At 33.6% G+C, this 14,705-nt stretch carries 9 protein-coding genes; 1 reads left to right on the top strand and 8 read right to left on the bottom strand.

Annotation, left to right across the window (positions count from 1 at the left end; translation table 11 throughout):
* Window positions 1-9 precede the first annotated feature (9 nt).
* The 8 genes from C0512_RS01970 to C0512_RS01935 form a co-directional block, all read right to left on the bottom strand.
* Window positions 10-1,452, bottom strand: a complete 1,443-nt coding sequence (locus C0512_RS01970; protein WP_290858468.1) for a glycoside hydrolase family 30 protein — start codon at window positions 1,450-1,452, stop codon at window positions 10-12.
* An 18-nt stretch (window positions 1,453-1,470) separates the two neighbouring features.
* Window positions 1,471-2,898 carry a glycoside hydrolase family 30 beta sandwich domain-containing protein gene (locus tag C0512_RS01965; RefSeq protein WP_290858467.1) on the bottom strand — a complete coding sequence of 476 codons (1,428 nt, stop codon included), beginning with the start codon at window positions 2,896-2,898 and terminating at the stop codon, window positions 1,471-1,473.
* A gap of 17 nt (window positions 2,899-2,915) precedes the next feature.
* On the bottom strand, window positions 2,916-3,749 hold the full coding sequence (locus C0512_RS01960; RefSeq protein ID WP_290858466.1) for an endonuclease/exonuclease/phosphatase family protein: 834 nt from the start codon (window positions 3,747-3,749) through the stop codon (window positions 2,916-2,918).
* A 127-nt stretch (window positions 3,750-3,876) separates the two neighbouring features.
* The gene (locus C0512_RS01955) at window positions 3,877-4,911 is read right to left on the bottom strand and encodes a glycoside hydrolase family 16 protein (protein WP_290858465.1); all 1,035 of its coding nucleotides are present in this window, start codon (window positions 4,909-4,911) and stop codon (window positions 3,877-3,879) included.
* 104 nt (window positions 4,912-5,015) lie between these two features.
* Complete coding sequence (locus C0512_RS01950; RefSeq protein ID WP_290858464.1) at window positions 5,016-5,951, bottom strand: hypothetical protein; 936 nt, start codon at window positions 5,949-5,951, stop codon at window positions 5,016-5,018.
* A gap of 12 nt (window positions 5,952-5,963) precedes the next feature.
* Complete coding sequence (locus C0512_RS01945; RefSeq protein ID WP_290858463.1) at window positions 5,964-7,067, bottom strand: hypothetical protein; 1,104 nt, start codon at window positions 7,065-7,067, stop codon at window positions 5,964-5,966.
* A gap of 80 nt (window positions 7,068-7,147) precedes the next feature.
* Window positions 7,148-8,659: a RagB/SusD family nutrient uptake outer membrane protein gene (locus C0512_RS01940; RefSeq protein ID WP_290858462.1), complete on the bottom strand. Its 1,512-nt coding sequence runs from the start codon at window positions 8,657-8,659 to the stop codon at window positions 7,148-7,150.
* A gap of 13 nt (window positions 8,660-8,672) precedes the next feature.
* Window positions 8,673-11,789 carry a TonB-dependent receptor gene (locus C0512_RS01935; RefSeq protein ID WP_290858461.1) on the bottom strand — a complete coding sequence of 1,039 codons (3,117 nt, stop codon included), beginning with the start codon at window positions 11,787-11,789 and terminating at the stop codon, window positions 8,673-8,675.
* Window positions 11,790-12,145: 356 nt separating this feature from the next.
* Between C0512_RS01935 and C0512_RS01930 the strand changes: the two genes are divergently transcribed.
* Window positions 12,146-14,705 (top strand): triple tyrosine motif-containing protein (locus C0512_RS01930; protein ID WP_290858460.1); only part of this gene is annotated, 2,560 nt, incomplete at its 3' end.

Here is a 14,705-nt window from a genome sequence, read left to right as displayed (position 1 = left end):
TAAATTAAATTAATAAACCAATGTTTGTATCGCTTTAGCTGGAATTTTCAATTCACTCACTTGACTATTATTGCTCAATAAATAGGTTAATTCTTTATCAGACTCATTCATGACAACCGTTACTAATTCGCCATTTGGATTTTGAAAAGTCGTGGCAATTAATTGACTTCGGCTAACCGAATTACTAATATTTTTTGCTCCGGGTTTAATGAATTTTGAAAAATGTCCGATAAAATAATACGATGGTGTATAGATCAGTTCTCCGGTTGATGTGTCGCCATGAATGGGAGAAAAACAAAAGTTGCCTACGTGATTTGGTCCGCCGTTTTGGTCTAATAAAATATTCCAATCGGTCCAACCTACGGTTCCGTTATTGAAATCGTGAATCATTGAACGACCGTAACGTTGACCGTTTGCCCAAAATTGGTATTTTTCAGCACTGAATTTTTCCACACAACCTTCTGTGAATAATAAATTTTTATCCGGATACATTTGATGCACTTTTGCCACATTTTCAAACATAGGGTTTCCTCCACTCCAGTTTTCATACCAATGAAATCCAATTCCCCAAACGTATTTTGCAGCTTCCGGGTCATCTAAAACAGCACTAGCTCTTTGTGAAAGTAAATCTCTGTTATGATCCCAAACTGTAATTTTAACCTCTTTTAAACCATTTTTATGTAGTGTAGGTCCGAGGTAATTTTTTAAAAAATCTCTTTCTTCATCGCCGGTAAAAATACAAGATTCCCAAATTTGAGTAGCCATCGGTTCATTTTGAATCGTTAATCCCCAAACCGGAATATTCTCCTTTTGATAAGCTTGAACAAACTTTACATAATAATTAGCCCAAGATTGATAAAATTCAGGTAATAATTTACCTCCTTTTAGCATGTTTTTAGAATCCTTCATAAATGCCGGTGGACTCCATGGACTGGCATAAAACGTAGCTTCGCCGGCTTTTTCCATTGCTTTTTTTATCAGTGGGATTTTAAATTTTAGGTCATGTTCAATCGAAAATGTTTTGAGTTCTTTATCTCCTTCTTCTACATAGGTATAACTTCCGGAACTAAAATCACAACTGTGAATATTGGTTCGAATAAGAGTATAACCTATTCCTTTTTCTTTATCAAAATAGGCATCCAAAAATTCATTCTGTTTAGTAAGAGGTAATTTAGCAAAAACCTCAGCACTGGCATCTGTTATTGCTCCCCCAATTCCTAAAAAAGTTTGATTCGTTTTATTAGGGTGAACAAAAACACATAGTTGAGTTTCCAATGGTTGCTTGTATACTTTAAAAGTGAGCACATCGGTTTTAGTTAGTTTTAGATTAGAATCAGGTGCCGTAGTATAAACCGTAACGGATTGATGATTTGGTTGATTTGAATTTATTTTATCTTTGGTTTGTCCAAATAGTAAGGAAGAAACCAAAAGTGTCGAGAGTAATATTTTCATGTCTTTTTTATATTTAATTTACCATATATAAGTTCCAACAGCACCGGCATCAAGCGAAGTGGTAATCCATTTTCCGTTATATTTTATATTGAATAATTCAGAATTATTTCCATCATTGACTACTATAACTACTTTTTTTCCATCCGGTCTTTTAAAAGCAACGTTGTATAAGTTTCCAACCACTGAACTTCCAATTCGAATAGAACCTTCCGGAACAAATTTAGAAGCGTGTCCAATAATATAATAACCAACATTCTTAGCAAAGGACGAACTACTGTTGATTGTGATTGCCCCTTTACAGGTTGTACAACCTCCGGGAGTATGCGGCCCAAAAGAGGCGTTGTTCGCTAAATTCCATTCTAAGGCTATTTTACTCCAATTTCGCATGGAGCCAATGACTACATTTTTCACATGCCACTGCAAATCACCATCAAAATTTCCCGTATTGGAAGTATACTGTTCTGTAAAATATAAATCTTTGGTAGGATGAGCATTTTTAACAATAGAAAGTGCACTAATATCTCCTCCATATAAGTGAAAAGCAGAACCGGCAATATATGATTTTGCAGAGGCATCGTTTAAAACTTGAATTGGATATTCCGGTTTATCACAATTATGATCATAAATAATAATTTTTGTAGCTATGGATGCTGTTTGAAAAGCTGGGCCTAAATGATTTTTTATAAAATCAGCTTGCTGAGCAGCTGTCATATACATACTGGGATTATTTCCCGGATGTAGAGGCTCATTTTGAGGAGTAATAGCATCAATAGTAATTCCTTCAGCTTGCATGGCTTGAATGTATTTTACAAAATAGTTAGCATAAACGCTGTAATATTGTGGTTGTAAACTACCGCCAACAGAACTGCCATTATCTTTCATCCAAACTGGAGGTGACCAAGGACTTCCCATAATCTTGATATTAGGATTGATGAGTAAGATTTCCTTTAACAACGGGATAAGATGTGTCATATCAGGAGCAAGACTAAATTGAGCCAATGAGGTGTCCGTTTGACCCGAAGGCAAATCGTTATATGAAAAAACTGTTTCATTTAAATCAGATGCTCCAATACTGATTCTGAGGTAACTTATGGAAATTGATGCCGTGGAGTTCCCAAACAATTCCTGTAAAAGTTCTTGTTTTTTTGAAGTGCTTAGTTGATTAATAACTTGTGCACTACCACCGGTTAGTGTAAATCCAAAACCTTCAACCGACTGATAAACATCATTTGGATTAATATCTATTGATGGATATATATTAGTGGTTGTGCCAAATTTCAATATTGTGGCTTGCTTTTCAAGTTTTATAGTTTGATCTCCTTTCGTGAGCCAAAAATCCACTTCGTTAACGGATGGTGTGATTGGATCAGTAGGTGTTGTTGAATTCCCTGATTCACTGCAATTTGCTAATGAGCCCATCATTACCAATAGAAATAAAAATTTCATTATTTATAGTTTGTTCATTATTTATAATTCACTTCGATGAATACAGGCAAATGATCGGAAGGATATTTTAGATCTTTAGAATCACTTAAAACTGCATATTTGTTAATTTTTAGGGTATTATTTTTAGACACAAAAATGTAATCTATTAAAATTGTAACCGGTTCATTGTGTTTAAATCCGTTAAAAGTTCCGGTAGGTCCAAACGGTTTTTGAATGGCAATTTCACGACTGTCATTCATTTTTGATTGTAGTGAAATAATTCTTTCCGTAGAAGGTTCCGAATTGAAATCACCCATAAAAAAAACAGGATAATTTTTTGTATTTACTTTTGCTATTTGAGCTAAAATCAATTCAATACCGTTGGTGCGGGCAATTTCTCCCACATGGTCTAAATGCGTATTGAAAACCCAAAAAAGAATGTTTTTTTTTGTGTCTTTTAATAAAACATAGGTGCAAACTCTATTAAAAGCGGCATCCCAACCTTTTGAAATTTGATTTGGTGTTTCTGATAACCAAAACGTATTTTCTGTTATTACTTTAAATCTCTCTTTTTTAAAATATATGTTTGAAGATTCTCCTTTTCCCTCTCCTTCTCGCCCAATTCCAACCTGATTATATTGAGTTAACTCGTTTGAAATATCAATTACTTGATTAGGAGTTGCTTCTTGTATTCCAAAAACATCGGGTTCATAAAATTTGATTTGGGCTGTAAAAAAATCTTTTCTGTTTGCCCAACTATTTTCACCGTCAGAAGCGACATCCAAACGAATGTTATAGGTCATCAGTTTCAAATCTTGAGTTATTCCTATAAATGGAATAAGAAAACAACAAAGTAAAATTGTTTTTTTCATGGTAGTATTTTATTGCAATTTAAGGATTCCAAGGAAGTAAAAGTTTGCTTTTTTGTTCTTTACAATGCTTCTATTCAACAAGAATAGAAGCAAGGCAAAGAAACAACTAACTTAAACAAACATATTTTTATTGGAAAACTCTAACGTAATCAACTTCTAAAGTTGTTGATGTAAAATTTGGATCAATATTCCCTCCAAAATTTCCACCCATGGCACAATTAAAAATTAAAAAGAAATTTTGATTGAAGGGCAAACTATTATTATTTACAAAAGAATAATACAATTGATTATCCACATAAAATTTGATGTACGATGATGTCCAATCTACAGCATAAACGTGAAATTCAGTAGAGGCATTTGAAATAGTTACATTTCCACCGTCCGCATTTCCGCCCGAGTGACCCGGATGATGAAGTGTTCCGTAAATTTTATTTTGAGAATTACCAACATGTTCCATGATGTCAATTTCGCCACATCCTGGCCAACCTGCAGTTCCTATATTATTGCCAAGCATCCAAAGAGCTGGCCAAGTTCCTCCACCGGCAGCTAATTTGGCTTTGATTTCTACTCTACCATATTTAAAAGAAAATTTATCTTTTGTCAAAATTCTAGCGGAAGTATAATTGCTACCACTATATACTTCTTTAATCAAATTTATTTTTAAAATACCGTCTTGCACAATTACATTTTCAGGACGATTAGTATAATATTGAGCTTCATTATTTCCCCAGCCGTTTGAACCGGTTCCAATGTCATAACCCCAATAGGTTGAATTAGGAGCTCCATTAACATTAAATTCATCAGACCATAATAATTCCGGAGAAACATAAACCATTGTTGTAATAGTTTTAGAAATAAACTTTGCACCATTATAGGCGGAAACGTAAATTGTATAGGTGTTTGTGCCCATGTCTGTAAACGTATGATTTACAATTCCCGTTGTTGATTCCACCAACTGCCCATTTCCAAAATTTATTTTATACAATGTAGCATTAACCGCTGTTGCAGTCAATGAAATCGTACCGCTTCCATCACCATTAGGAGTAGAATCTGAGAAACCTAATTTAGTTATGTTAACTGCCAGATTTGATGGCGTGATAGCATCACCTCCATCAGAATTATCGCTGCTACAACCTAAAATCGGTAAGCAAAACAGTGTCATAAAAAGGTAAAGATTCTTTTTGAAAGCGGTGCAGATTTTCATTTGAATTTAGTGTTAATGATTACCCCGAAAATAAATTCTATTTCGGGGCAATCTTATTTAATTTATGGTGCGGGTTTTAATTTTAAATACCAAGAATTTCCTGTTTCAGTTCCTTGAACTCTTAGGTACATATAATTTCCATCTAAAACCATGATTTCGTATTCTTTTTGTAATGATCCATATCCTATAAACGTGGTAGTACCAGATAACAAGATACTAGTTTGTGTGGAAGGTGTTGATGCATCAATTCCTGTACTGGACGGCACAAAACTGAATGAACTTGAACCACCGGCATACGGATAACAACCTTCATCTCCTGAAGCAGGAATACCAGGAATCGAAGCTAACGAACCTGTTTTGGTGAAAGCTCCATCAGGTGTTGAAACATCAAGTGTATAGGTATTCGATACTGTTTTGGTAAAAGTAAATCTTGAGGTATAAAAACAATTACAACAATTCACTTTTTCATCAATTGCAGCTGCCCACCAACATGGAGTAACACAACCAATCCATGGTCCAACACCAAAATGTCCCGGAACACTTTTATCAACCATCCATGTTTTTGATGCATTATTAGTCAAATCAGTTACAATTTGTGGATTCACATTAAAGTCGCTACGAACGGTAATATCTTTTGTGATAACGGTAGAAGAACCACCTTTCCCATAAGCAACTGCTGTTATTCTGTATGTATTAACACCTAACGTTGTATATTTTTTAGTTACTTTCCCAGTAGGAAGATAAACCAAGTCTACTGCATTATCGGCATCATAATCTACTTTATAAGACAATGCATTATCAGCGGTAATGGTTATTTTTACATCGCCTGAACCATCTCCTTCAGGATTATTAACATCTTGACCAACTATTTCTGTAGTTATTACTAAATTAGTTGGTGCATCTAAATCCCCCAAAGAATAATCTTCATCATTATTACAGGCAAAAAAAGTGGCACCCATAACAACAAGAGCAAATATATATTTAAAATTTTTCTTCATTTTTTCTTGGTATTAATTAGTTTGTTTAATGTTATCAAGGTAAATTACTTCACCGGTACCGTTAGCTGAATCGTTATATCTGAATACTAATTGATTGAAAGTAGTTCCGGCAGGAATTCCAAATGTCCCAAAATCAAAAGATAGTTCTTCCCATTGATTTGCTACAGTTGAAGCCACTTTCAGAATTTTATTTGAAACCCCATTTGAGCCTTGTTCAAGTTCTACATTAAGCATTTTACCCACTTCTGTAGAATAAACCATTACTTTGATTTTACTTCCGTTATCAATATTGATTGGTGTTCCGTTTGGAGTACTAAGCGGTGTCCATGTTCCGCCCCAACCAGGAGCTCCAACTGCTTTTGTATATTTTCTAACAGTTGCACTAGTGTTTATTCCTCCCGAAAATGGATTAGCTACTTGTGCGACGCTTACATCGCCAAAAGTTCCACCAATGTTATAATTTTGGATTGGGCTTTCATAAGTAATTGGTAATGAAAATGGTGCAAAAATTGTGATTGATTCTGTTAATTCAGATTGAGCTGCTCCACCACTTAAAGCGATAACTTTTACATTATAAACTCCAGGTGCTGCATAAGTATGAGGAGGTAATGTTTCTCCAACTGCCATTGGTGTACCAACTTCATTAGTAACATCACCAAAATAAACTAAAAAGCCGTTTGCATAATCTGCTGTAGCAGAAACTGTTAAATCATAACCGGCTAAGTTTTTATTGATTACTAAATTTTCAGGAGCTCTGTAAACCAATTGTAATGGATAAGTATTTTCTACTTCAATTCCGGTGATTCCTCTTGACACGATTGTTACGGTATAACTTCCTTCAGGATAAGAATGTGTAACACTGTTTCCGGGGCTGAGAGAAACTAATTCTCCATCACCATGACCTAAATTAACCGTAAATTCTGTTACTCCTTCACCAAAAGGTGTTATTCTTACATTACCCGAATTATCATCGCTGATATCGAATATTTTTGAAGTTGCAGTTGGTTCAGACGAATTTAGGGAAGACAAATCAGTCCCAATTCCATCTTCTTCAGAGCAACCTATTACTAATGTTTGTAATAAAACAAAACAGATTAGAAATTTAATTTTTTTCATATTACTATACGTTTTTTAGTAAACCCCCATGTCATCAATTATTTTTGGAAATAAGATAACATGGGTGATTTATTTTTCTATTAGTTATAACTTGGATTTTGAACCAATAAAGTGTTTTCTAACTCTTTAAATGGAATTGGCAATATTTCGTGTTTTCCTGCCACAAATCCTCTTGAGGCTAATTTTGAAGCAGCTTGACCTGTTCTTACTAAGTCAAACCAACGATGACCTTCTCCGGCTAATTCTCTTCTTCTTTCATCCATAATTGTAGTCATTGAAACAGGAACAGATGGTAAACCAACGCGGCTTCTAACAGCATCTAATAAAGCTTGAGCTCTTGTACCGCTTCCACCTAGAGCTTCCGCTTCCATTAAATACGTATCAGCAAGTCTGATTGCATAGGTGTTTTGTTTATAATTTAAAACTGCATCACCGGCTCCGGTATGAGCATCAGCTTGTCTTGGTAAAAATTTATTTAAAAAGTAACCTGTGTCTTGATAACCGCCAATGTAGTCAACTTCACCTGCTAATTTCATAGCTTTTAAATCTAAAACTGTAGCTCCGAACCTTGGATCATCAGCCATAAAGTCATAAAAATCTTGTGTTAAAACATTAAAACTCCAACCGGATGGTAAGTCAGGTGCAGTAGAAGAAATAGCGGTATATCCTCTTGGTCCTACCATTACGTTTACTGTATTTCCTTCATCTTGACCGGTTCCCCAAATTCCCCAATACGAATTTCCTTGACTAGTATGAGTTACTTCCAAAATAGATTCGGTATTAAATTTATTGGTAACCACCCATAAATCATTAAAATTATCTAACAATTTATATCCATATTGACTAGTTCCACCTGGAGTTCCATTAACTTCCTGAAATTGTTCTGCAGCTAATGCATTTTTACCGCCTTGGTATAAGTAAACTTTCCCTAATAAGGCTTGAGCCGAACCTTTAGTAAAACGACCCGCTTCAGTAGATAAACTTACTGTTGGTGGTAAATCAGCAATGGCATCAATTAAATCCTGCTCAATTTGAGCATATACATCTGTAGGATTAGCTTGTGGAATATTATACATATCATTAGCTGAAACCGTATTCGTAATTAATGGAATGTTTTTAAACATTCTTACCAAGTTAAAATAATAATAGGCACGAAGAGCTTTAGATTCAGCCGTAAATCTTACTTTTAAATCATCTCCCATCGGAATATCAGGTATTTTACTTAATAACACATTTGCTCTAAAAATACCTTGGTAATAATCATTCCAAAAACTAGCCGGAATGGTATTAGAATCAATGGTGTAATTTGAGAAAGATTGAATGCCAACACCATCTGTAGCTCCACCACCACCGGCAACATGATCATCTGAACCGGCATTAAACATGGTAATCATGTTTTCGAAACCGCCGGAATTTTTTCTCATCACATCATATATAGCTACAAGTCCTGCATAGGCCTCATCTGCATTTTGATAATAATTTGACTCTAAGGCCAAACCTTTAGGCTCCACGTCTAAAAAATCTGAGGAGCACGAAACTGCCAACCCTATAGAAAAGGCAGAAACGATTACTAATTTAAATTTATGTTTCATAGTTTTTTATTTTTTAGAATTGTAAGTTAGCACCAAACATTACCGAACGAGCTTGTGGATAATATCCTCTATCAACTCCAAACACACTTCCTCCAATTTCCGGATCGTAACCGGTATATTTTGTGAAGGTTAACAAGTTTTCACCGGTAATATAGAATCGTAATTTTTGTAATCCTACTTTTCCTATTACATCATTAGGTAATGAATAACCAAATTGAATTAATTTCAAACGTAAATAATCTCCGTCTTCTAAATAAAAATCAGAAGGCTTACCAAAGTTCCCATTTGTATCATTGTTAGTTAATCTTGGGTAACTGTTTGAAGTTCCTTCACCTGTCCATCTGCCTAATGCATCTGTTTGATAATTGGCATTACCAACATCCAAACGTCTAAGTCCTTGAAAGATTTTATTCCCTCCTGCTCCTTGAGCAAATGCCATAAAATCAAATCCTTTATAATCTAAGTTTATGGTAAATCCATAATTATACGTTGGCAATGAACTTCCTAAGAAAACTCTATCTTCGTCATTAATTGTTCCATCACCATTAGAATCAGTCCATCTGAAATCGCCTGGTCTTGCATCCGGTTGAATTAAACCTCCGTCACCATTAGTATAAGCATTAATCTCATCTTGATTTTGAAAAATACCGGCTGTTTGATAACCATAAAAAGAATTATATGCTTCCCCCACTTGCGTTCTGGTAATAGGTCCCATTGATTGGAAGCCTGCAGAACCATTGGTAATATACTCAATTCCATTTCCTAAATGAGTAACTTCATTATTCAAAGTAGAATAGTTTGCATTTACAGAAAGATTAAAGTCTCCAAATTTCTTTTTATACCCCAATTCAAATTCTAAACCTGAGTTTTCCATGTCAGCAATATTCGCTAAAGGCTGACCTGTTGCACCTACATAGCCAGGAATTTGTTGATATTGTAAAATTCCTGTGGTGACTTTTTTATACCACTCAAACGTAAAGTTGAAATCATTGTATATTTTAGCATCAAAACCAATATTGGTTTGAGCCGTTTCTTCCCATTTTAAATCAGGGTTTGAAGGAGCATTTGGACTATATCCAGAAGTAATATTACCGGCATCACCTATAGTGTAGTTTCTTCCACCACCAATGGTTGATAGATAACCAAAATCAGGAATTGCATCATTACCGGTAACACCATAACCGGCTCTGATTTTTAAATTAGTAACCACTTTATTTTCTTTCCAAAAATCTTCATTAGAGGCAACCCAACCTACTGAGAATGAAGGAAAAACACCATATTGATTATTTTGACCAAAACGTGAAGAACCATCTCTTCTGATTACCCCATTGAATAAGTATTTTTCATTATAATCATAATTAACACGGGCAAATAATGAATTTACATTATGCTCTACCCCATCAACAGAATAAGAAGAACGTTGAGAAGCAGGAACATCAAAATTAAAGGAAGCATCTTGGTAATTAGTTACCGGAATATCAAAATAAGTCACACCCGTTTCAGTATATATTTTATTATCCTGATAGGCACCTTGACCTAATAAAACCGTAATATTATGTTTTTCTATTTGTTTGGTATAGGTCAACGTATTTTCAATATTCCAACCAAAACTTTTATTATTTCTTCTGGAAATATTATTTTGAGAGGTCAAAGTAGAAGCATTTAAATAGTATTCAGGGGTGAACCCTTCTGCTCCCCAATAGGCTAATTTACCACCAATTGTTGTTCTGAATTTAAAATCTTTATGTAATTTAAAGTCAAAATAAATATTTCCAACAAAATCATCAGACCAACCATATTGGCCTAATCTAGTTTGGATATAAGCTAAAGGATTTGTCATCTCTTGACCTACTAGAGTAGAAATACCATACGGATTTCCATTGGCATCTCTAATAACAGGATTGTTATTATAAGGAGCCGCATTAGCAATAGCAGGATCCGTTACTACAACAGGTGTAGTTGGGTCTAAGTTAATCGCCGAACTTAACGGCCCTCCAAATTCACTGTTTGTATTGCCAAGTCCAATCCCTTTTTGATGAGTATAACCAAGTGTTTGACCAATAGTAACCCATTCTTTAAATTTATGTGTGGAATTTATACGGAAATTCTTTTTGTTGTAATTAGAAATTTCTGTAGCTACAATTCCTTCTTGATCGGAAGAACCGAATGATAAAAAGAATGTTGAAATTTCACCACCACCACCTACACTTACTTCATGTGAATTTCGTTGAGCATTGTTGTTGAATATTTGTTTTTGCCAATCTGTACCAACTCCTAAAGTTGATAAATCAGGAAATACTAAATTTTGTCCGGCTGCAACCGCTTTTTCATTCATTATGGCACCATACTCCGTAGCATTTAATAAATTAAGCATTTTGGCTGGAGAGGAAACACCATAAAATCCATTATAGTTTAAAGTCATTTTACCTTGTTTTCCCTTTTTAGTAGTCACTAAAATAACTCCGGATGCAGCTCTTGCTCCATAAATTGCGAGCGATGCGGCATCTTTTAAAACTTCCATAGATTCGATATCAGCTTGATTAACAAAACCGATAGCACCATTATCTACAATAACACCATCAACCACCCAAAGTGGATTATTTCCACCATACGTATCAAAAGTAGTTATCCCTCTAACACGAACTGTTGCTGGAGAACCGGGTTGACCGGCATTGGCAGCAATAATAACCCCTGACGTTCTTCCTTGAAGGGTTTGTTCAATTCTACCGTTTGGAATGTTTTCAATGTCTTTCGCTTTGATACTGGAAATAGCACCGGTTACCACACTCTTCTTTTGAGTACCGTACCCTACGACAACTACTTCTTCTAATGATTTGTTTTCTTCAGCTAAAGAAACATTAATTGTGTTTTCACTTTTTACAGTTACTTCTTTTGATTCATAACCGACGAATGAAAACACCAATATTTCATTTGGTGCTGCTTTGATGGTGTAATTTCCATCAAAATCTGTAGTTGTTCCTCTTGTTGTGTTTTTAATGACAACGTTGACACCAGGTAGAGGCAAACTACTTGAGTTTTCTGTTACTTTCCCTTTGATTTCAACTTGCTGAGCAGCAGCAATTGAAATCACAAAGAGAAAAAGCAAGCTTAAATACTTGTTAAATTTCATAAAAAGGTTTTTTAAAAATTTTGTTAGTTTTTGAGTTTTCACTTTTTAACAAAAAAATAGAGGATTCAAAAAAAATAAGACAATAAATTATGACATACTCAATTTTGAAAAGCACTCTAACGTTTTCGTGGCAAAAAGCTGGATAAAATTATTTTATATTAACTTTATATTAACTTTAATTAATACACTTGCGTCTCATCAAATTAAGACATGATTACTTTTTTAATTCACTATTTTTTATAACCAACTATAATCCAGTTTATTAATTTGAATAAAAACTACTCATTTATTGTATTTATTTGTTATTTTTGTTGAAAAAATTAGTTTTTTCTTATAAAAAAATTCTATTTTAGAAAATGAAAACCAATTTAAGCTTACTCTCTTTTATTTTTTTCCATATTACAACAGTATGTTTGGGGCAATACCTAGACTCAAGTGAGTTAAAGTTGAATCCAATTGCTAAAATCACAAATTATACTCGTTCCCAATTTAATGCAGATCCACAATTCTGGACCATGTGTGAAGACAATCAAGGAATCACCATTTTTGGAAATAATGATGGTGCTGTCTTCTTTGATGGAAATCATTGGAATAAAATCAATCTACCGAATAATTCCTCTATAAGAAGTTTATTGAAAACAAAATCAGGAAAGATTTATGCCGGTGGATATAATGAATTCGGAACATTACAAAAAAATGAATTCGGTCAATATTATTACACTTCCCTGATTGAAGAATTGCATTTAACAAACAAACACATTGAAAATGTTTGGCAAATTCAAGAAATAAACAACGCTATCGTTTGTAGAACTTTTAATGGATTGATTGTTATTACAGGCAAGACTGCACTATTTATTCCTTGTAATCAATCTTTTCTAAATTCCGCCGTGATTAACAATCGCTATTTTGTACATGATGCCAACCACGGAATATATAGTTATAACATAGTAGACAAAGAATTAGAACTTGTTTTTGAAGCCGGTAAATTCAACAACGAAGAGATTTCAGCCATGCACCATTCCGGGAAACCAAATACTATTTTGCTTTTCACTAAATCGGGCTCCATTTACTCTGGCAATACACTTAATAAAGAAGTTGTAAAAATCGTTTCGTTATTTAATGAAAATCAAAACGACCAAATTACTTGTGCTGTTCAAAAGAATGCTCAAACAATTTTGATTGGTACACTTAATTCTAAAGTAATAGAATTCAGCACCAATGGTACTTTAAACTACCACAATCCTTCCTATAGCGGATTAAAAAACATTGCCATTCATAATCTATATAAATCCAAAGACAATTTTTGGGTTTTATACAACAATGGTTTGTCGTTTGTAGATTATAATCCATCTTATATTAATCTATTTGACAAAGCATCCGTTTATGATGTTTTAATACATAACTCAAAGATATATTTGGCAACTAATTCAGGCGTTTATTATGCGGATATGTCTTTGAATAATATTCCGGGAACTTATTATAATTTCATCAAATTAAATGGAATTCAAGGCCAAACCTGGAGCGTAACATTAGCATCAAATGATGTAATAATAGGGCATGATAATGGTTTATTCGTATTAGACGGTCTAAAGCCAATTAAAATTGGCAGTGAATCAGGGTTTTGGAAAATAACCCCCATTGAAGGAAAGGAAAACTCCTATTTAGCCTCAAATTATACAGGCTTATTTTTGTTAAAAAAAATAGCTGATAAATGGGAAATAGTACATAAAATTAAAGGCTTTGATGAATCAGCAAGAGACATTCTTCCATCAGGTGAAAAGAACACCTATTGGATATGTCATGGCTACCAAGGCGTGTTTAAAGTGCATTTAAATCAAGATTACACAAAAGCAATAGCTGTAGAGCATTTTACTGATAAAAATGGTTTAAAATCATTTTATAATGTAAATGTGACAAAATGGAAGAACGAAATTATTTTTACAACCAATACAGGTATTTATAGTTACAATGCTGTAAAAAACAAATTTTTATTACACTCTAAGCTTAACAATATTCTTGATCCAACAAAAAACACTCGAAAATTAATAACATATGGTTCAAAAACATGGTTTGTTTCTGATGATGAAGCAGGTTATTTCTACACAAATACTAAAGATAAATCCATCAATAAAGATTTGTTTTTGAACTTAAAAGGGTATTTCAATAGAGGAATGGAATGTATTGTACCTATTTCAGAAAATCAGATTGTTTTTGGTTCCAATCTCGGGTTGTTTTTTTATAATTTAAAAAACAATTTAACTACTACAACAGTTCCTACGCTGCTTACCTCTATCCATTATAATGTAAATCAAAAACAGCTTGCATCAGCACTTGATAATTCTAAAACCATAGAATTCCCAAATAAAACCGATGGTTTGCGTTTTGAATATGCAGCACCTGAAATGACAAAAGGAACACAAATTCAATTTAGCCATAAACTTGACCCAATAGATAAATCTTGGTCAGCTTGGCAAAACACTTCTTCAAAAGAATATACTCATTTAAGTCCCGGAACGTATACTTTCATGGTAAAAAGTAGAAATTTATCTGGGATAAATGGAAAAGAAACAACCTATCGTTTTACAATACTTCCAAAATGGTATCAAACTAATTTCGCTTTCATTTTATATATTCTTTTTTCTGTCCTATTTATCTATTTCATTTCGTTCAGAATTCGGAAAAAGATAGAGAAAGAAAGAAAAAAAGCACACTTAGAAGCTGAAAAAACTAAAAAGCTTTTAGAGCTTGAATTAGAACAGCTAAAACTCATTCGAGATAAAGAAAAAATTAATGCTGTAAAAATCCACTTGGAAGAAGATGTAATCGAAAAAAGTAAACAATTAGCTAATTACACATTATTATTAAGTCAGAAAAAAGAATTATTTAATGATCTTCAAAATGACTTAAAAAATTTAA

It is taken from the genome of Flavobacterium sp. (genome assembly GCF_013822155.1).
Taxonomy (GTDB): Bacteria; Bacteroidota; Bacteroidia; order Flavobacteriales; family Flavobacteriaceae; genus Flavobacterium.
The sequence above is the reverse complement of the archived record's forward strand: the minus strand, read 5'-3'. Positions and strand labels throughout refer to the sequence as shown.